Source organism: Terrabacter sp. 01T434 (genome assembly GCF_056398545.1).
The window spans coordinates 693,132-712,276 of the sequence record NZ_JBFTPP010000001.1 but is presented as its reverse complement, the minus strand read 5'-3'; the positions used below and the strand labels follow the sequence as shown (position 1 = coordinate 712,276).

Annotated in this window: 18 protein-coding genes; 6 read left to right on the top strand and 12 right to left on the bottom strand. The window is 70.9% G+C overall.

Annotated elements, in window-relative coordinates:
• Nucleotides 1-94: 94 nt before the first annotated feature.
• Nucleotides 95-391: an Asp-tRNA(Asn)/Glu-tRNA(Gln) amidotransferase subunit GatC gene (gatC, locus tag AC1DIW_RS03380; RefSeq protein WP_478106459.1), complete on the bottom strand. Its 297-nt coding sequence runs from the start codon at nucleotides 389-391 to the stop codon at nucleotides 95-97.
• Between the two features lie 179 nt (nucleotides 392-570).
• Between gatC and AC1DIW_RS03375 the strand changes: the two genes are divergently transcribed.
• Nucleotides 571-1,128, top strand: a complete 558-nt coding sequence (locus AC1DIW_RS03375) for a hypothetical protein (RefSeq protein ID WP_478106458.1) — start codon at nucleotides 571-573, stop codon at nucleotides 1,126-1,128.
• A 753-nt stretch (nucleotides 1,129-1,881) separates the two neighbouring features.
• Complete coding sequence (locus AC1DIW_RS03370; RefSeq protein WP_478106457.1) at nucleotides 1,882-2,298, top strand: hypothetical protein; 417 nt, start codon at nucleotides 1,882-1,884, stop codon at nucleotides 2,296-2,298.
• Between the two features lie 54 nt (nucleotides 2,299-2,352).
• On the opposite strand, the gene AC1DIW_RS03365 is transcribed toward AC1DIW_RS03370, so the two are convergent.
• The 7 genes from AC1DIW_RS03365 to ligA form a co-directional block, all read right to left on the bottom strand.
• Nucleotides 2,353-2,643, bottom strand: coding sequence for a hypothetical protein (locus tag AC1DIW_RS03365; RefSeq protein ID WP_478106456.1), 291 nt, complete (start codon nucleotides 2,641-2,643; stop codon nucleotides 2,353-2,355).
• Nucleotides 2,644-2,800: 157 nt separating this feature from the next.
• A complete protein-coding gene (locus tag AC1DIW_RS03360) occupies nucleotides 2,801-3,820 on the bottom strand; it encodes a branched-chain amino acid ABC transporter permease (RefSeq protein ID WP_478106455.1) in 1,020 nt (339 codons plus the stop codon).
• Nucleotides 3,817-4,686: a branched-chain amino acid ABC transporter permease gene (locus AC1DIW_RS03355; protein WP_478106454.1), complete on the bottom strand. Its 870-nt coding sequence runs from the start codon at nucleotides 4,684-4,686 to the stop codon at nucleotides 3,817-3,819. Before AC1DIW_RS03355 ends, AC1DIW_RS03360 begins: the two co-directional genes overlap by 4 nt.
• A gap of 122 nt (nucleotides 4,687-4,808) precedes the next feature.
• Nucleotides 4,809-6,053, bottom strand: coding sequence for an ABC transporter substrate-binding protein (locus AC1DIW_RS03350; RefSeq protein ID WP_442280553.1), 1,245 nt, complete (start codon nucleotides 6,051-6,053; stop codon nucleotides 4,809-4,811).
• Between the two features lie 85 nt (nucleotides 6,054-6,138).
• Nucleotides 6,139-6,831 carry an ABC transporter ATP-binding protein gene (locus AC1DIW_RS03345; RefSeq protein ID WP_478106453.1) on the bottom strand — a complete coding sequence of 231 codons (693 nt, stop codon included), beginning with the start codon at nucleotides 6,829-6,831 and terminating at the stop codon, nucleotides 6,139-6,141.
• Nucleotides 6,832-6,889: 58 nt separating this feature from the next.
• Nucleotides 6,890-7,654 carry an ABC transporter ATP-binding protein gene (locus AC1DIW_RS03340; protein ID WP_478106452.1) on the bottom strand — a complete coding sequence of 255 codons (765 nt, stop codon included), beginning with the start codon at nucleotides 7,652-7,654 and terminating at the stop codon, nucleotides 6,890-6,892.
• A 241-nt stretch (nucleotides 7,655-7,895) separates the two neighbouring features.
• Nucleotides 7,896-10,043 (bottom strand): NAD-dependent DNA ligase LigA, encoded by a 2,148-nt coding sequence (gene ligA, locus AC1DIW_RS03335; protein ID WP_478106451.1) that lies wholly within the window; start codon nucleotides 10,041-10,043, stop codon nucleotides 7,896-7,898.
• A 145-nt stretch (nucleotides 10,044-10,188) separates the two neighbouring features.
• On the opposite strand from ligA, the gene AC1DIW_RS03330 reads away from it, so the two are divergent.
• Nucleotides 10,189-11,700 (top strand): long-chain-fatty-acid--CoA ligase, encoded by a 1,512-nt coding sequence (locus AC1DIW_RS03330; protein WP_478106450.1) that lies wholly within the window; start codon nucleotides 10,189-10,191, stop codon nucleotides 11,698-11,700.
• A gap of 158 nt (nucleotides 11,701-11,858) precedes the next feature.
• Nucleotides 11,859-13,091: a L,D-transpeptidase gene (locus tag AC1DIW_RS03325; RefSeq protein WP_478106449.1), complete on the top strand. Its 1,233-nt coding sequence runs from the start codon at nucleotides 11,859-11,861 to the stop codon at nucleotides 13,089-13,091.
• 80 nt (nucleotides 13,092-13,171) lie between these two features.
• On the opposite strand, the gene AC1DIW_RS03320 is transcribed toward AC1DIW_RS03325, so the two are convergent.
• Complete coding sequence (locus AC1DIW_RS03320; protein ID WP_478106448.1) at nucleotides 13,172-14,152, bottom strand: uroporphyrinogen decarboxylase/cobalamine-independent methonine synthase family protein; 981 nt, start codon at nucleotides 14,150-14,152, stop codon at nucleotides 13,172-13,174.
• A gap of 69 nt (nucleotides 14,153-14,221) precedes the next feature.
• Between AC1DIW_RS03320 and AC1DIW_RS03315 the strand changes: the two genes are divergently transcribed.
• Nucleotides 14,222-15,127 (top strand): GNAT family N-acetyltransferase, encoded by a 906-nt coding sequence (locus AC1DIW_RS03315; protein ID WP_478106447.1) that lies wholly within the window; start codon nucleotides 14,222-14,224, stop codon nucleotides 15,125-15,127.
• Here AC1DIW_RS03315 and mnmA read toward each other — a convergent pair.
• Both mnmA and AC1DIW_RS03305 read right to left on the bottom strand, forming a co-directional pair.
• Nucleotides 15,102-16,283 (bottom strand): tRNA 2-thiouridine(34) synthase MnmA, encoded by a 1,182-nt coding sequence (gene mnmA / locus AC1DIW_RS03310; protein WP_478106446.1) that lies wholly within the window; start codon nucleotides 16,281-16,283, stop codon nucleotides 15,102-15,104. The genes AC1DIW_RS03315 and mnmA overlap by 26 nt on opposite strands.
• Nucleotides 16,280-17,470 (bottom strand): cysteine desulfurase family protein, encoded by a 1,191-nt coding sequence (locus AC1DIW_RS03305; RefSeq protein WP_478106445.1) that lies wholly within the window; start codon nucleotides 17,468-17,470, stop codon nucleotides 16,280-16,282. The genes mnmA and AC1DIW_RS03305 overlap by 4 nt, the downstream gene beginning before the upstream one ends.
• A 118-nt stretch (nucleotides 17,471-17,588) precedes the next feature.
• Between AC1DIW_RS03305 and AC1DIW_RS03300 the strand changes: the two genes are divergently transcribed.
• Nucleotides 17,589-18,062 (top strand): hypothetical protein, encoded by a 474-nt coding sequence (locus tag AC1DIW_RS03300; RefSeq protein WP_478106444.1) that lies wholly within the window; start codon nucleotides 17,589-17,591, stop codon nucleotides 18,060-18,062.
• Nucleotides 18,063-18,149: 87 nt separating this feature from the next.
• Here AC1DIW_RS03300 and AC1DIW_RS03295 read toward each other — a convergent pair whose 3' ends face one another.
• Complete coding sequence (locus AC1DIW_RS03295; RefSeq protein WP_478106443.1) at nucleotides 18,150-19,115, bottom strand: electron transfer flavoprotein subunit alpha/FixB family protein; 966 nt, start codon at nucleotides 19,113-19,115, stop codon at nucleotides 18,150-18,152.
• Between the last annotated feature and the right edge of the window lie 30 nt (nucleotides 19,116-19,145).

Sequence of the window (19,145 nt, the reverse complement as noted above, 5' to 3'; positions counted from 1 at the left end):
GTAGCTGCGACAACAGGTCTCGTGGGTGCCCGTGACGGGCGGGGCGTATGCCGGGTGCTGGGCGACACGGCATACGCGGGCTGCGTGGGAGCGCTCAGTCCTCGTCGAGGATGCGCGGCACCGAGAAGCGCTGCTGCTCGGCCTCTGGTGCTTCGGCGAGGACGGCTTCGGCGCCGAGGCTCGGGCGCACCACGTCGGGGCGGGTCACGTTGGTCAGCGGCATCGGGTGCGACATCGGGGCGACGCCGTCGGTGGGGGCCTGCTGGACCTTGGCCACGGACTCGAGGATGACCCCGAGCTCACCCACCATGCGGTCGAGCTCGGCGTCGGAGAGCTCGATGCGGGCGAGGCCGGCCAGGTGGGCTACGTCGTCGCGGGAGAGGGATGACATGCGGGCCAGTCTATGGGGCGCTCCCTCGGGCGCGGACCACGCATCCGGGTGCTCGGGGCGGCCCGCCGGCCGGCCCACGGTGGACCGCGGGGTGAACTCACGCAGGTGCGGGCGTGTCCTGCGGCCGGGGTCGCTCGTTGACCACACCGGATCCACGAACAGCCCAAGGAGACCCCTCGATGACGAGCCCGGCCAGCCCGACCACCGCGACGCCCGAGCCTGCGGACACCGCGACACCAACCACGACGACCGCCGCGCCGACGACCACGCCACCACCGGCGACGCCTCCGTCCGCACCGTCCAGCCCCGTGCCGGACAACCCGACCTCGGCGTCTCCCACGGACCGGGCGACCGCCAAGGCGGAGGCTGTCCCGGCGCGTCGCTCCCTCGACGTGCGCGCCGGCGCGCGCAGGGCGGTCAGCCTCACGGGTGCCGGCGTCGCGCGGCTGCGCACGCTGCTGGGCCAGCTCGTGTGGTTCGCCTGCCTCATCGCGGCGACGGCCCTCCTGCTCGGGGCCGTGCTCGTCGTGCTCGAGGCCAACACGCGCAACGCGCTCGTGGAGGCCGTCCTGCGTGCTGCGGACTGGGCCGACCTCGGCGTCTTCAGCCGCACCGCGGGTGTCAAGCAGTTCACCGGCGACGGCGCCGTCGTCAAGAACGCCCTCACCAACTGGGGGCTCGGCGCGGTCGCGTGGCTCGTCGTCGGTCGGCTCGGCCGCCGCATCCTCACCCCCTGACGCCGGGTCGGCGGTCGGACACGAACTCGTCACACCGCGTGAGGGACGAAGCGCCAGCCGTCGCCTTCGACGGCCACCAGCGGTCCAGGAAGATCGGCCCCACCACCACCGCCGTTCTGCTGTATCAGCACTCCCCCCGACGCATCTTTGGAGACGGTGACTCGAAGCGCGAAGATGCCGCTGCCCGACCGTCGAACGAGACGACGGCGGGGCGTCTCTGGACGCCGGTCCCGGTCGTCAGCAGTGACACGCGTCCGCCCAGCGACGTCGAGACGCAGCCGTAGACCACGACCGTGTCCCCGAAGTCGTGGTGTTCCCCTGACCAGTCGCTGCCGAGCAGGAAGCCCGGGTCCCGCCGAGCGCGGGCAGGTCGTCGCAGTCGGCCGCCCGGGTGGGCGGCCGATGCGGGCTGGGCGGGGCAGCTCGGGACGGAGCGCTGCATCCGGCACACATGGCGACCGGGGCCCAGACCAGCCGCGAGCCGGCCCAGACGTGAAGCGCTGTCATGTCACTTCTGACGCCGGAGTCCCGACAACCGTTGCGCCGCGATCGCCAGCGGGCTGACAGGTCAGCCCCTGAGCGTCACCACAGGAGGTCAACAGCCAGAACATCTACGCAGGGCCGAGAAGCTCGCCAGTCCGAAGCGGTTTCTGTGGTCTTGCTCCGTTACGCCACCGATGGGCCTCAGTTGGGGCAACCTGTCCACGGGGGGTGCACATGCCAGGCGAAAGAGCTCATGGCGACGGCAACGCGGTGGCCAGCAGGCGGTCGTTGTCCTACGTCGCGGGTCTGCTGCACATTCTGCAGGCCGTGCTCCTGCTGGCCGCGCTGCCCGTGATCGCGATGATGTTCCTCGGGAGCCTCTGGGAGGGCGGTGACACGGAGTTGAAGCAGCGGATCGTCGACTGGGGACTGCTCGCGGGCCCCGCGACCATCGCCGGAGCCGGACTCTTCGCCGCGACCGCCGTCACCGTCCTGCGGCGCAGGCCCGGACAACGTCCGCTGGCCCTGGCCAGCGCGATCCTGCTTGCGGTGCTTGCGGCGGGCTGGGCCTGGACCTTCCAGGGCAACCTGGTCTCGGACCGGTCCACGCTCGGGCAGTGGGCACTGCTCACCCTTCCCGGCCTGGTGGGTTGCGCCATCGTCATCGCCGGAGAGCCACTGTCCTGAACCGCGCCATGCCGTGCTGCCCAGCCGGGTTGTCCTCCTGGCTGGACACCACGGCTACGCGGTGGTGGCCGAGGTCGACGCGCGGCGCTGGGCCGCGCCGGCGCCCCAGTGGCTCAGGTCGAGCAGCGCGGCGATGGCAACCCAGAACCAGTCCCAGCCGCTCAGGCCACCGGCCCGCCAGAGGATGACGTACATCAGGGTCGCGAACGGCAGGAAGAGCAGACCGAGCAGCGGCCAGATCCACGAAGTGAAGGCGGCGTTGACCATGGCCGGTCGGGCGATCCAGACGATGAGCAGGGCCAGTCGCGGGAACACGCCGGCCAGCAGCACGAACAGGCATCCCATGGCCTGATCCTCTCCTCGATGTCACCTCCAACGCTCTCGCCCGGACGGCGAGGCCGGCGTCACCCTGAGAGGGTGATCGGGGACTCGCTCCTCGGATGCGAGATCGGTCCTGTGTCGAGTCGACGCCAGCAGGTGTGCCGAAGGAACGACCGTCTGCTCACTCCCGGGTCGTGCGACGCCGGTCGAGGACATAGCGGCGCAGGACGTTGCGTCCCGTCCCCCAGATGCCGTGCCGGAAGAGCAGGACGATGAGCACGAAGATCGTGCCGGTGATCAGGCCGATGCCCTCGAAACCCGAGCTAGCGAGGTAGTCCTCGAGGGTCACGACGACGCCGGCACCGACGAGGCCGCCCCAGAGGGTGCCGATGCCGCCGAGCACCGTGATGAGCACGACCTTGCCCGACGTCGTCCACATCAGCTCCTGGAGCGAGGCGAACTGGTGGCTCACCGCGAAGACGCCGCCGGCGAGACCTGCGAGACCCGCCGAGATGATGAACGCCGTGATCTTGTAGCGCTCGACGTCGTACCCGAGGGCGCGAGCGCGCGCCGGGTTGTCGCGTACGGCCGTCAGCACCCGGCCGAAGGGCGAGTTGACGACGCGCCAGGCCACCAGGATGTCGAGCAGGATCAGCACGGCGCCGACGTAGTAGAAGTAGAACGGGTCGGTCTCGACGGACTCGATGCCGAAGAAGTTCCTTGGGATGCCCTGCAGGCCGTTCTCGCCACCGGTGAGGTCGCGGGCCTGGTTGGCGACGAAGTAGAGCATCTGCGCGAAGGCGAGGGTGATCATGGCGAAGTAGATGCCCGTGCGCCGCACCGAGAGGTAGCCGATCGGCCACGCGATGAGCATCGAGAAGACGGCGCCGCCCAGCACCGCGACCGGGAACGGCACGCCCCAGTGGGTGGCGATGAGGCCGGTGCAGTACGCCGAGCCGCCCCAGAACGCGGCGTGCCCGAAGCTGAGCAGCCCGGTGAAGCCGAGGAGCAGGTCGACGCTGATGGCGAAGAGGCCCCAGCACAGGATGTCCATCGCGACGGGCGGGTAGATCCAGTACGGCAGCATCACGAGCACGGCGAGCCCGGCCAGGAGCAGGACGTAGCGCAGCGGGTTGCGGCGCGAGAGGATCGAGGGCTGGGCCAGGTCGACGTCGACCTTGGCGGTCATCTGCTCGCTCATGCGACCTCCTCCCGTCCGAAGAGGCCCGAGGGCCGGACGAGGACAACGAGCGCCATCAGGACGAAGATGACGATCTGGGCGTAGGCGGGGGCGTAGGCCACGCCGTAGGCCTCGACGAGGCCCACGAGGAAGCCGGCGACGACCGCGCCGAGGATGGAGCCGAGGCCGCCGATGACGACGACGGCGAAGAGGATGATGATGAAGTTGCTGCCCATCTCGGCGGTGATCGCACGGGTGGGGGCGGCCAGGACGCCCGCGAGGCCCGCGAGGGCGATGCCGAAGCCGAAGACGGGCGTCACCCACCGGCCGACGTTGATGCCGAGTGCTCGCGTGCGCTCGGGCGCCTCGGTCGAGGCGCGCACGATCATGCCGATCCGCGTCCTCGTCAGGAGCAGCCCGACGGCCACGCAGACGACGACGGAGAAGAGGCACGCGAAGATCGCGTACGTCGAGAGGTTGACGCTGCCGACGTTGACCTGGCCACCGAGACCGGCCGGCACCTCGTACGGCAGACCGGAGACGCCGTAGCGCTGCTTGACAGCCTCGACGAGAACCAGCGTGAGCCCGAAGGTCAGCAGGAAGTTGTACATCGGGTCGAGCGCGAGGAGCCAGCGCACGAGCAGCCGCTCCATGAGCACGCCGAAGCCGAACATGAGGATCGGCACGACGACGAGCGCCGGCCAGAAGCCGATGTGCAGCTCACCGAGCAGTACGGCGGAGAGGACGGCGCCGAGCATGTAGCAGGCACCGTGGGAGAAGTTGACGACCCCGAGGACGCCGAAGATCACGGCGAGCCCGAGCGCGGACAGCGCGTAGAAGCCGCCGGCGGCGAGCCCCTGGAGGGTGTACTGGATGAATTCGCTCATGTCTCTCGCTCGTTCGCGGTCGATCGGTGCGGGCACGCCCCTGACTGGAGCGGGAGCTCTGCGCTGGTATGCCGTCCGGTGCGTCCTCGTGGACGCCACCGGGCGGCATACCCGCGGGCAGGTCAGCTCATCTGGCAGGCGGGGTTCGGCTCGCCGTAGGCCTCGGCCGCCGGGATGGTCTTGACGATGTCCTCGAAGTCCCAGTCCTGCGACGCCGACGACTTGACCTTCGCCAGGTAGACGTCGTGGATCACCGCGTGGTCGGCCTTGCGAACCTCGCCGTTGCGCAGGAAGAGATCGTTGATCTTCTTGCCCTCGAGCTGGGAGATGACGGCGTCGGTGCTGTCCGTCCCGGCCGCCTGGACGGCCTCGAGGTAGTTGAGCGCGGCCGAGTAGTTGGCGGCGTGGACGAACGAGGGGCGCGTGTTGGTCTTGGCCTGGAAGCGGTCGGCCCACGCCTTGTTCTGCGCGTCGAAGTTCCAGTACCACGGGTCGGTGAACTGGGTGCCGGCGAACTGGTCGACGCCGAGCGTGTGGATGTCGGTGATGAACATGAGGCCGACGGCGAGGGTGACCTTGCCCCGGAGCGGGCTCTGGTTGAACTGCTTGACGAAGTTGATGAGGTCACCGCCGGCGTGCATCGAGCCGATGACCTTCGGGTTGCCCTCGCCCGCCTTGGTGATGAAGGTGGCGAAGTTGTCGCTCGGGAACGGCGAGGCGATCGACTGCCCGACCGTGCCGCCAGCGGCCGTGATCTCCTTCGTGAAGGACTTGTTCATGTCCTGGCCGAAGGCGTAGTCGGGGTAGACGATGTTCCACGACGTGCCGCCGGCCTTGGTGACGGCGCTGGCCGTGCCGCGCGCCAGGACGGCGGTGTTGTAGGCCCAGTGGAAGGTGTACTTGTTGCACTTGGCGCCGGTGAGCGCGGTCGTGCCCGCGCCGATGTTGATGTAGAGCTTCTTCTTGGCCTGGGCCTGGGTGGCGACGGCGAGCGCTGCCGCGGAGTTGGGCACGTCGAGGATGACGTCGGCCTTCTGGCGGTCGTACATCTCCTGGGCCTTGGAGTTGGCGATGTCGGCCTTGTTCTGGTGGTCGGCCTGGACGATCTCGATGTCCTTGGCCACCGCCTTGTCGCCGTACTTCTTCTTGTAGTCGTCGATCGCGAGCTGGATGGCCGCGGCCGAGTTGGGACCGGAGACGTCCTTGTAGACCCCCGACTGGTCGTTGAGCAGACCGATGACGACCTTGTCGTCGGAGAGCTTGCTCGAGCCGCCCGACTGGGGGCCGCCGGCCCCGCCGCACGCGGCGAGCGCGAGCGTCGCGGTCGCCGCGATCGCGATGGTGCCCTGGACTGTCCTGCTACGCATGTCTGCTCCTGGTTGATGACGAGGTGGAACGGGGTGGGTGACGTGTGCTTGTCGTGCGCGCGGAAGTCCGGCCGCGCTGCCGGGCCTACATGCCGAGGTAGCTGAGCAGCTCGCCCTCGCGTGCCCGGAAGTCGTCGTTGCCGAGGTGTTCGACGACCTCTCCCTGCGCGAGCAGGTAGTGCCTGTCGGCGACCGTCGAGGCGAACTTGACGTTCTGCTCGACGAGGAGCACGCCGACCCCGTGGCCCTTGATCTCGCGGATGATCTCGCCGATGCGCTGGACGATGACGGGGGCCAGGCCCTCGCTCGGCTCGTCGAGCAGCAGGAGGCGGGAGCCCATCCGCAGGACCCGGGCCATGGCGAGCATCTGCTGCTCGCCCCCCGACAGCTTGGTGCCGGAGAAGTCGCGGCGTTCGTGCAGCACCGGGAAGAACTCGTAGACGCGCTCGAGCGGCCACGCGTCCGGGTGGACAACGGGCGGCAGCATCAGGTTCTCGGCGACGGTGAGGCTCGCGTAGATGCCGCGGTCGTCGGGCACCCAGCCGATGCCGGCGCGGGCGCGGGCGTCGGCCGAGCGCTTGGCCAGGTCGCTGCCGTCGAAGGTGATGGCGCCCTCGGTCTGGCGGTGCAGCCCCATGACCGAGCGCAGCAGGGTCGTCTTGCCGGCGCCGTTGCGGCCGACCAGGGTGACCACCTCACCGGGAGCGACGTCGATGCTGACGTCGGTGAGCACGCGCGCCTCGCCGTACCAGGCCGAGAGCGCGGACACCTCGAGCATGCGCGGGGACGACTGTCCCTCAATGGAATTCGTGACAGCGATTGTCACGCTGGCTTTGTCACTCATGGGCTGCTCCGAGGTATGCCGTGATGACCCGCTCGTCAGCGCGCACCTGCTCGTAGGGTCCCTCCGCGAGCACCTGCCCCGACTGGAGCACGGTGACGCGGTCGGCGAGCGATCCGACGACGTGCATGTTGTGGTCGACGAAGACGACGGTGCGGCCCGCCGCGAGCTGCTTGACGAGGGCGATGGTCCGGTCGACGTCCTCGATGCCCATCCCCGCCGTCGGCTCGTCGAGGAGCAGCAGCTTGGGGTCGAGCGCCATCGCGATGGCGAGCTCGAGCGCGCGCTTCTGGCCGTATGCGAGTGACGAGGCGGGCGCCCCGGCGCGGTCCGCGAGCCCGACCTGCTCGAGCAGCTCCATGGCGCGGTCCTTGAACGTCGCCATGCGGGTGACCGAGCGCCACCACTGCTTGCCCATGCCGGTCGGGCTGGCGAGGGCGAGCTCGAGGTGCTCGCGCAGCGTCATCGCCTCGAAGAGGCTCGTGATCTGGAAGGAGCGCGCGATGCCGAGCGGCGCGATCTGCTCGGGGGCCCGACCGGTGATGTCCTGGCCGTCGAACAGGACGGTTCCGGACGTCGGCGAGAGGAAGCCGGTGAGCAGGTTGAAGAGCGTGGTCTTGCCCGCTCCGTTGGGTCCGACGAGGGCGTGGACCGTGCCGCTGGCGACCGACAGGTCGACCCCCGAGACGGCGCGGAAGCCACGGAACTCCTTGGTCAGGGCCCTGGTCTCGAGCAACGGGGTACCCGTCAAGACCTGCACCTCCTCGTGCGTCGCGCTCGGCTGAGCGGGGTGTCGGGTCGTGACGGTCAGGCGCGACCGAGGGCATCGACTCCGGGAAACTTCGGCAAAGCCTAGGAGGACGGCCCGGCGAAAAGACGGTGGCGATCCACACACCTGAGTGGCTTCTGTGGGGTCGGCACACATGAGCACGAGACCGCCCACCGTCGCCGCCGGTCGGTACGTGGACCGACCCGTTCAGCCCGTCAGCCGATCGGGAGGGTCAGTCGGGCGAGCCCGTCTCGAGGAGACGCCGGAAGCCGTCCTCGTCGAGGATCGTCAGGCCCAGCTCCTCGGCCTTGGCGGCCTTGGACCCGGCGTTGGCCCCGATGACGACGTAGTCCGTCTTCTTCGACACCGAGCCCGACGCCTTGCCGCCGCGGCTGATGATGGCCTCCTTCGTCTCGTCGCGGGAGAAGCCCTCGAGCGATCCCGTGACGACGACGGTCTTGCCCTCGAGCGTGCGCTCCACGGACTCATCGACCTCGTCGGCCATGCGGACGCCCGCGTCGGCCCACTTGCGGACGATCTCCTGGTGCCAGTCGACCGCGAACCAGTCGGTCACGGCCTCGGCGATGACGCCCCCGACCCCCTCGGCCTGCGCGAGCTCCTCGGTCGAGGCGGCCCGGATCGCCTCCATCGAACCGAAGTGGGTCGCGAGCGCCCGGGCGGCGGTGGGCCCGACGTGGCGGATCGACAGGGCCACGACGACCCGCCACAACGGCTGCGTCTTGGCCTTCTCGAGCTCGGCCAGCAGCGTGACTCCACCCGCTGACAGGACACGTCCGTCGACGACGCGCTCGGGGGGATCGGTCTTCTTCGCGGCTCGCGTGTAGAGCGGGACCCGCGTGAGCTTCTCGCGGGTGATGCCGTACTCCCCCGCGTGCGGGCTGTCCTCGGGCGGCGCGAAGAGGTCGCCCTCGTCGGTGATGATGCCGGACTCGAGCAGGGCGATGGAGCCCTCCCAGCCGAGGGCCTCGATGTCGAGCCCACCGCGCGCGGCGAGGGCGAAGACCCGCTCGCGCAGCTGGCTCGGGCACGAGCGGCTGTTGGGACAGCGGATGTCCTTGTCGCCCTCCTTCTCGGGAGCGAGTGGCGTGCCGCACGCGGGGCACTCGGTCGGCATGACGAAGGCGCGCTCGGTGCCGTCGCGCAGGTCGACGACGGGCCCGACGATCTCGGGGATGACGTCACCGGCCTTGCGCAGCACGACGGTGTCACCGATGAGAACCCCCTTGCGCTCGACCTCGTAGGCGTTGTGCAGCGTCGCCTGCTCGACGGTCGAGCCGGCGACGACGATGGGCTCCATGACGCCGTAGGGGGTGACCCGGCCGGTGCGGCCGACGTTGACGCGGATGTCGAGGAGCTTGGTGTTGACCTCTTCGGGCGGGTACTTGAAGGCGATGGCCCAGCGCGGCGCCCGCGACGTCGCGCCGAGCTGGCGCTGGAGCGGGACCTCGTCGACCTTGACGACGATGCCGTCGATCTCGTGGGCACGGTCGTGACGGTGCTCCCCGTGGTAGCTCACGAACTTCTCGACGGCCGCGACGTCGTCGAGCACGCGCACCTCGTCGGAGGTGGGCAGCCCCCAGGCGCGCAGGGCGGCATACGCCTCGCTCTGGCGCTCGACGTCGAAGCCGCGGCGGGCGCCGATGCCGTGCACGAGCATGCGCAGCGGGCGGCTGGCCGTCACCTTGGGGTCCTTCTGGCGCAGCGAGCCGGCGGCCGCGTTGCGGGGGTTGGCGAAGGGCGCCTTGCCCGCTTCGACGAGGCTGGCGTTGAGGTCGGCGAAGGCGGCGGTCGGGAAGAAGACCTCGCCGCGGACCTCGACCAGAGCCGGCACGTCATTCCCGGACAGCCGCTCGGGGACGCCCTCGATGGTGCGCACGTTGTTGGTCACGTCCTCGCCGGTGCGCCCGTCGCCTCGCGTCAGCGCCCGCACGAGGCGACCCTTCTCGTAGAGCAGGTTGATGGCCAGTCCGTCGATCTTGAGCTCGGTGAGGTAGTGGGCGCCGGAGCCGACCTCGCGCTCGACGCGCTCGGCCCAGGTCTGCAGCTCCTCGAAGGAGAAGGCGTTGTCGAGGCTCAGCATGCGCTCGACGTGGTCGACCGTCTCGAAGCCGGTCGCGAACGAGGCGCCACCGACGTTCTGGGTCGGGCTCTCGGGCGTGCGGAGCGAGGGGTACTGCTCCTCGAGCGTGTTGAGGCGCCGGATGATGGCGTCGTACTCGCCGTCGCTGATCGTCGGCGCGTCCTTGACGTGGTAGGCGAACTGGGCCGTGGCGGCCTGCTCGGCGAGGTCGGCCCACTCCTGGTGGGACTCGGTCGGGACGTCGTCGGTGACAGCCGTGGGGCCGGTGCTCTCGCTCACGCGCTCATCCTGCCAGCCGGTCCCGACGAAGCCCGGTCGATGACACTCGTCACATGGCGTCGGGCGCACCTGGTCTGTTCACCGGCCGACCCAGCGGTAACAATGGGCGCGAGATCGAGCGCCCGCCCCCTGCGAAGGAGCAGAGATGACCAACCTCGCGACCAACCTCGCCGCCACCGCGGCCCGCGTCCCCGACAAGGTGGGCATCAAGCTCGACCAGGTCGAGCTGTCGTGGTCCGCGCTGCACCGCGCGGCGGCAGCGGTGGCCGGCCGGCTGCGGGCGGCAGGACTCGAGCCCGGCGACCGGGTGTCGCTCATCCTCCCCAACGTGCCGGCATACCCCGTCGCCTTCTACGGCACGCTGCTCGCCGGCGGCGTGGTCGTCCCGATGAACCCGCTGCTGAAGTCCGGGGAGATCCAGTACTTCTACGAGGACAGCGGCGCCCGCTTCAGCTTCGTGTGGCCCGACTTCGCCGACGAGGCCGGCAAGGCGGCTGCCGAGACCGGCACGCGGCTCGTCGTGTGCGGACCGATGGGCCCGGCCGACGGCCAGTTCGACGCCTCCGAGTCGGCGGCCGCCCCCGTCCTCGAGCCGGTCGAGCGCGCCGACGACGACACGGCGGTCATCCTCTACACGAGCGGCACGACCGGCAAGCCCAAGGGCGCCGAGCTGACGCACTTCAACCTCCACCGCAACGCCGAGCGCACCGCGGCCGACATCATGGAGATCAGCGAGGACGACGTCATCATGGGCTGCCTGCCCCTCTTCCACGTCTTCGGCCTCACCTGCGGGCTCAACACCTCGGTCCAGCGCGGATGCACCCTGACGCTGCTCCCCCGCTTCGACCCGGCCAAGGCCATCGAGATGTTCGGGCGCGACCACGTGACGATCTTCCAGGGCGTTCCCACGATGTATGCCGCGATCCTCCACCACCCGAACGCCGACCAGGCCGACACGGGCAGCCTGCGCACGTGCGCGTCCGGTGGCTCGGCCATGCCGGCACAGGTCATGAGGGCCTTCGAGGAGAAGTTCGGGTGCCAGATCCTCGAGGGCTACGGCCTGTCCGAGACCTCACCCGTTGCCTCCTTCAACATGCCCGACAAGCCGACCAAGCCCGGCACCATCGGCCGCGCCATCCCGGGCTGCGAGATGAAGCTCGTCGACCTGGAGGGCAACGACACCCCCGCCGGCGAGATCGGCGAGATCGCGATCCGCGGCGAGAACATCATGAAGGGCTACTGGAACCGCCCCGAGGCCACGAAGGAGGCCATCCCCGACGGGTGGTTCCGGTCCGGCGACCTCGCGACCGTGGACGAAGAGGGCTACTTCACGATCGTCGACCGCAAGAAGGACATGATCATCCGCGGCGGCATGAACGTCTACCCGCGCGAGGTCGAGGAGGTGCTGTACACGCACCCCGACGTGCTCGAGGCCGCCGTCGTGGGCGTGCCCGACGAGCTCATGGGCGAGGAGGTCGGGGCCGCGGTGGTGCTCCGTCCCGGCTCGACCGCGACGCTCGAGGAGGTCCAGACCTACGTCAAGGAGCGCCTCGCCGCCTACAAGTACCCCCGCCGGATCTGGAGCCTCGACGAACTGCCCAAGGGTCCGACCGGCAAGATCCTGCGCCGCGACGTCCGCGCCCAGGAGGCCTCCTGACGACGACCCGCAGCGGCGACACGCGCGGCGGTTGCACTCGCCGTTGGTTTTGGCGTATTGAGCCCGATCGGTGACACTGGGTCGGAGTCACTATCGACGTGTCGCACCCCGTCCCGCCCCGGAACGGGTGGCGTCTCGTCTGCGAAGGGTAATCACGCGTGAAGTCGAGCTTCCGTTCCGCCGTGGTCTCGGGGATGGCCGCCCTGGCCGTGCTCGGCGTCACAGCCTGCAGTGCGACCGCACCGGCTGACCAGGCCAAGCCCGGGAGCTCGGCGTCCGACGTGTCCGGTGCGACGCAGTCGCAGGCCCCCACTCCGACCACCGACCCGGTCGTCTTCACGAGCACGCCAGCCGCCGACGCGGAGGATGTCGCTGTCGACACGCGCGTCACGGCCTCGGCGCAGAAGGGCACCCTGACGAAGGCCTGGCTCTTCTACACGAGCAAGAAGGGCAACCGCATCTCGGTCGACGGCACGCTCAAGGGCGGCACCTGGACCGCAGGTGACCTCCTCGAGCCGGGCGTCACGTACACCCTGACGATGGAGGCCACGGACGCCGACGGCAAGACCACGCAGACGACCAAGACGTTCCACACCGCGAACCTCACCCTGGACGACCAGGTGGACGTCGCGGTCTCGCCGCGTGACGGCGGCACCGTCGGCATCGGCATGCCGGTCGTCGTGCGCTTCGACCTGCCCGTCGTCGACAAGGCGACCTTCGAGAAGCACATGTCGGTGACGGCGACGCCCGCGCAGGCAGGCTCCTGGTACTGGCTCAGCTCCCGCGAGGCGCACTGGCGCCCCAAGACGTACTGGAAGGCCGGTAGCAAGGTCCACGTCGAGGCCGACCTCAACGGCGTGCCCGCAGGTGGCGGACGCTACGGCCAGCTGAGCCAGACGTCGGACTTCACGATCGGCCGCTCGCTCGTCGCCAAGGTCAACCTCACGACCGACCAGATGGACGTGATGATCAACGGGAAGCTGGCCAAGCGCATCCCCGTCACGGGCGGTCGTCCCGGCTTCATCACGCGCTCGGGTGTCAAGGTCATCATGGACAAGCAGACCAACATCACGATGAAGGCCGAGACCATCGGGCTGAAGAAGGATGACCCGAACTACTACGCGGACACCCTGGTCAAGTACGCCATGCGGGTCACGAACTCCGGGGAGTTCCTCCACAGCGCTCCGTGGTCCGTGGCCGACCAGGGCCACCGCAACGTCAGCCACGGCTGCACCGGCATGAGCGAGCCCGACGCCGGCTGGCTCTACAGCAACGTCATGATCGGCGACGTCGTGGAGACCACCGGCACGGCCCGGCCCATGACCATGGGCAACGGCTACGCCGACTGGAACCTCAGCTGGGCGACGTGGACCGCGGGCTCCGCGCTCTGAGATCGCTCAGCACCTGAAGAGGCCGGTCACCTTCTGGTGACCGGCCTCTCACGTCCCCGGTGACGTACTCGGCGGCAGCCTCAATCGACGCTGCGCTCCTCGAGCTCGCGGGCGGTCTCGACCGCGGCGCGCTGCACCGCTCGCGCGACCTCGGGCGACGCGGCGGCCAGACCGCACGCGGGCGTGACCACGACGTCGGCGAGCGAGCGCAGCGGTAGGCCGGTGCGGGTCCAGGCCCCGACGAGGGAAGCGGAGAGGTCCTGAGGGCGGGTGCGGCCACCGTCGGTGGGCACCGCACCGGCATGAAGGCGTATGCCGTCCTCCACCGCCACCGCCACGCCCTCCCACTCGCGCGGGCGGAGCAGCGAGGTGTCGAGCGACAGGGCGGTCGGACCGGTCCCACGCAGGAGCGCGAGTGGCGGGGCCGCCGCACAGCAGTGCACGACGGTGTCCCCGCCGTGGGCGCCGAGCACGGTCGTGAGTCCGGCCGCAGCCACCTGCGGGTCCAGGCTCGGCAGCCGGCCGAAGCCCGACGACGTCGGGAGCCGGCCGGCCAGGACGGTCGGCAGGCTCGGTTCATCCACCTGCAGCACGACCTCTGCCCCCGGGACGAGGCTCCGGACGGCTGCGACGTGCAGGCGTACGCCCTCGGCGAGCGACGCGACGAGGTCACGGCAGGCGCCCTCGTCGACGATGACGCGCTCGCCGCGCGAGAGCCACACGTTCGCAGCGAGGGTCCACGGCCCGACGACCTGGAGCTTGAGCGGTCCCACATGGCCGTCGAACGCCTCGGCGAGCTCGTCCAGGTCCTCGCGCATCAGCGCCCCGGTGCGTGAGGCGTCGCGCCCGGGCCGGTCGACGAGCCTCCAGCCGATCGGCTGGAGGTCCACCGGCAGCTCGACGAGCAGGCCCGCGGTGCGACCGATCATGTCGGCGCCCGGGCCGCGGCTCGGCAGCTCGGGCAGGTAGGGCAGCTGACCGTCGAGGAGCTCGCGCACCTGTGCCAGCGCGTCACGCACGGAGGTGCCGGGCCAGGAGCCGATGCCGGTAGCGAGAGTCACTGCGCCAGCCTAGGCCGCACCCGCGGCGTCCTCGCACCCGCTCGGCATCGGGCGAGCAGTAGCGTGGCGATGGTGCGACCCCACGACCTGAGACGCCGCGACTTCACCGGCCCCGACGACCTCCGCGCCATGCAGGACCTCGCCTCGCGGCTGTGGTCGCCGACGAGCCGCTTCCATCCGGGGCAGCTCGCCTGGAGCCGGTACTACCGCCCGGTCGACCCCGCTGCACTGGACGACGGTGAGGCCGTCGCCGTGTGGACCGAGGCGGGCGAGACGCTCGGATTCGGGTGGGCGGAGGCGCCTGACTGGCTGGAGCTGCAGGTCGACCCGGCTCGGCCCGACGTCGCCGAGGAGGTCATCGAGTGGTTCGAGGAGGTGAGCGACGCCGAGACGCAGTCAACTCTCGTCATGGAGGGCGATGTCGCCGAACAGGCCCTCGGCGCAGCAGGATTCGCGCCACAGCCCGACGAGCCGTTCTTCACCCACCACGCCCTCGACCTCGTCGATCTTCCTGCGGTGCCGAGCGTCCCGGGCTACCGCCTGCGCCACGTCGAGCCGCACGAGGCCCGTGAGCGGGCCGCCGTGCACGCCGCCTCCTGGTCCGACGTCGGGCCGTCGAAGGTCGACGAGCAGGCCTACCGTCAGGTCATGGGCGCCTGGCCGTACCGTCCGGACCTCGACTGGGTCGCCGTCGATGCGAACGGCGAGATGGTGGCCTCGGCCCTCGTCTGGCTCGACGACGCCCACGGCGTGGGGCTCGTCGAGCCGGTCGGCTGCGTGCCCGCACACCGCGGCCGGGGCCTGGCCGGTGCGGTGACGCTGGCGGCCCTGCACCGGCTCGCGGAGGTGGGAGCCCAGGTGGCGCAGGTGAGCCCGCGCGGAGACGACGGCTATCCCGGCCCCCAGCGGCTCTACCGCTCGATGGGCTTCCGGCCACAGGCCCGCACGGTCACGTGGAGCCGGTCCCTGCGCTGACCGCACCGGGCTCGGAGGTGCCGGACTCGGAGGTGCCGGACTCGGAGGTGCCGGACTCGCCGGTGCGCTCCAGGCGGGACGCCGCGATGGTCGCCGACCCCACGACGCGCGTGCCGTCGTAGAGCACGACCGACTGTCCGGGAGCCACTCCTCGGATCCGAGCGTCGAGTCGCACCTCGACGCGGTCGCCGTCGGCCCAGGCCGTCGCGGCGTGCTCCTCACCGTGTGCGCGCACCTGGGCGCCCACCCGGACGACGCCCTCGGGCGCCGGACCACACCACCGGGCGTGCTGGCCGGTGATGGCGTTGACGCCGAGCAGGTCGGCGGCACCGACGACGACCTGGTTGGTCTCGGGCCGGACCTCGACGACGTAGCGCGGCTCCCCGTCCGGAGCAGGCCGGGAGAGCCCGAGCCCACGTCGCTGTCCGACGGTGTAGGCGAAGGCTCCCTCGTGGTGCCCGACGATGTCACCCCTGGTGTCGACGATGTCGCCGGGCGCCGCCCCGAGCTGCCGCGTCAGCCAACCCCGGGTGTCGCCGTCGGGGATGAAGCAGATGTCGTGACTGTCCGGCTTCCTCGCGATGTAGAAGCCACGCTCCGCCGCCTCCTCGCGGATCTGCGGCTTCGTCGTGTCGCCGAGCGGGAAGAAGGAACGGGCGAGCTGCTCGGCGTCGAGCACGCCGAGGACGTAGCTCTGGTCCTTGGCGGTGTCGACGGCGCGATGCAGCTCGCGCCGCACTCCCCCGTCGCCATCGGTCGTCTCGACGACCTGGGCGTAGTGGCCCGTGGCCACCGCATCGAAGCCGAGGGCGACCGCCTTGTCGAGCAGGGCGGCGAACTTGATCTTCTCGTTGCAGCGCAGGCACGGGTTGGGGGTTCGACCCGCGGCGTACTCGGCCCGGAAGTCGTCGACGACGTCGCGCGTGAAGCGGGCCGCCATGTCCCAGACGTAGAAGGGGATCCCGAGCACGTCGGCCACGCGTCGCGCGTCGCCCGCGTCCTCGATGGTGCAGCAGCCCCGGGCTGACTCCCGCAGGGTCGCGGCGCTCTGGCTCAGGGCGAGGTGCACGCCGACGACCTCGTGCCCGGCATCGAGCATGCGGGCCGCGGCGACCGCCGAGTCGACGCCTCCGCTCATGGCAGCGACGACCCTCACGACGCGGTCGCCTCCCGCGCGCGCCGGGCGCGCTCGATGGCGGCGGGCAACGCCGCGATGAACGCGTCGGCATCGGCGCGGGTCGACGTGTGGCCGAGCGTCACGCGCAGCGCACCTCGCGCATCGCTCTCCGCGACGCCCATGGCGAGCAGGACGTGGCTCGGCTGCGGCACGCCTGCCTGGCACGCCGACCCCGTGGAGCACGAGACGCCGGCTGCGTCGAGGAGGTAGAGCAGGGAGTCACCGTCACAACCGGGCACGAGCAGGTGCACGTTGCCCGGGAGCCGGGTCGCTCCGTCGCCGCGGTGCCACACCCCGGACGGCCTGATGTCGGGTGCGATCGCCATGGCCCGGTCGATGAGGTCGTCGCGCAGGGCCACCAGGCGGGCCGCCTCGGCGTCCATCGACGCGGTCGCCTCGACGAGGGCGGCAGCGAAGCCGACGATGGCCGGGGTGTCGAGGGTGCCGGAGCGGACCTGTCGTTCCTGCCCGCCACCGTGGGTGAGCGGGACGAGCGCCGCGCCCCGCCGTACGACGAGGGCGCCGATGCCCATCGGACCGCCGAGCTTGTGCGCGGTCACCGACATGAGGTCCGCGCCACTGGCGGCGAAGTCCACGGGCACGTGCCCGGCGGCCTGCACCGCGTCGGTGTGCAGGGGCACGCCGAACTCGTGGGCGACGTCGGCGAGCGCGCGGACGTCCTGCACGGCGCCGACCTCGTTGTTGGCCCACATCACCGACACGAGGGCGACGGAGTCGGGGTCGGACTCGATCGCGGCCCGGACCGTCGCGGGCTCGACGACACCGTCGGCGGTGCACTCGAGCCAGGTGACCTTGGCACCCTCGTGGGCGACGAGGAAGTCGACGCAGTCGAGGACGGCGTGGTGCTCGGTGGCACCGACGAGGAGACGCACCCGGGCGGGGTCGAGGTCGCGGCGCGCCCAGTAGGTGCCCTTCACCGCGAGGTTGTCGGACTCCGTACCACCCGAGGTGAAGACGACCTCGGAGGGACGGGCGCCGAGGCAGCGGGCGATCTTCTCGCGTGACTCCTCGACGGCGCGTCGGGCGGCTCGCCCGGTGCGGTGCAGGGAGGAGGGGTTGCCCACGACCGCGAGCTGCTCCGTCATCGCCGCGAGAGCGGCAGGGAGCATCGGCGTCGTCGCCGCATGGTCGAGATAGGCAGTCACCTGACGATTCTAGGACGCCACCGCGCGCCGCCCGGACCGCTGCGGAGCGAGAGCGCTCCGTGACGGGCCCACCGGCGCCCTCTCCGCCGTGGGGCCTGCCTGTCTTATGATCGGCCCCATGGGTGGCAGCCAGGAGAGCACCGGCGACAGCCGGCTCCGTGCGCCCGCGGCCCACCGCGCTGTCTCGGCCCTCGCCTGCCCGGTCGTCGGCTACTTCGTCGCCCGTCTGCTCGTCCGTCTCGCGCCCTCGCTCCCCCCGGCGATCACGTATGCCGTGTGCCTGGCCGTCGCGGTCGCCCTCGGTTGGCGGGCGTGGTCGGCGCGGATCGAGCTCGGGACGAAGAGCCTGCGCGTCCACAACACGCTCGCCACCACGACCGTCGACCGCCGCGAGGTGCGGCGCGTGTCGTCAGCCGGCCGGCTCGAGTGGAACCGTCCGGGGTCACGGCCCGTCCGGCTGCCGTCGGAGGCGCTGCGCGGGGCGTGGTGGACCTTCGGGACGGGGCGGACGGCATACGCCCTCAACCGCGAGCGCCTCGAGAGCTGGGCCCGCCTGACGGCCCGGCTCGACCTCGACCCCGAGGCGGCCTGACGTCACACACGTGGAGAGGCCACGGACCGGTCCCGGTCCGTGGCCTCTCGATGTGTCAGCTTCAGCCGTGCGGTGGCACGACGGCGGTCAGTCCTTGGCGGCCTTGATCGCCTCGGTCGCCTGCGGGAGGACGGTGAAGAGGTCGCCCACGACGCCGAAGTCGACGAGCTCGAAGATCGGGGCCTCGTTGTCCTTGTTGACGGCCACGATGGTCTTGCTCGTCTGCATGCCGGCGCGGTGCTGGATGGCACCGGAGATACCGCACGCGACGTAGAGCTGCGGGCTCACCTGCTTGCCGGTCTGGCCGACCTGCGAGGTGTGGGGGTACCACCCGGCGTCGACGGCGGCACGGCTCGCACCCACGGCGGCGCCGAGCGAGTCGGCGAAGTCCTCGACCTTGGAGAAGTCGCCGGCGGTGCCGCGGCCACCCGAGACCACGATGGCGGCCTCGGTCAGCTCGGGGCGGCCGGTGGCCTGCTTGGGCTGGGACTCGGTGATCTTCGCGCCCTTGGCGGCGTCGGACGGGGTGAAGTCGAGCACCTCGTCGGTCATGTGACTGGCCGCACCGGCGACCTCCTCGGGGGTGGCCGAGTTGGGCTTGACGGCGACGATGGGCGTGCCCTTGGTGACCGTCGCCGACACGGTGTACGAGCCGGCGAAGACGGACTGCGTCGTCGCGACGCCACCATCGGCAGCCTGGACGTCGACGGCGTCGGTGATCAGGCCCGACTCGGTCTTGACGGCGAGGCGGGCGGCGATCTCCTTGCCCTCCGGGGAGGAGGGCACGAGCACGGCGGCCGGCGCCTTGTCGGCGACGAGCTGCGCGAGCAGCTCGGCCTGGGGGACGACGAGGTGCCCGAGCACGTCGGGCGACTCGACGCGGTAGACCTTCTCGGCGCCGAAGCGGGCGAGGGTCTCCTTGGCGGCGTCGAAGCCGGTGCCGACGAAGACGGCGGACGGCTCACCGAGCCGGCGCGCGATCGTCAGCAGCTCGGCCGTGGTCTTGCGAACCTTGCCCTCGACGTGGTCGACGAGCACGAGTACTTCAGCCATGGTGCGGTTCTCCTTTGCTGGCTGGTGGGC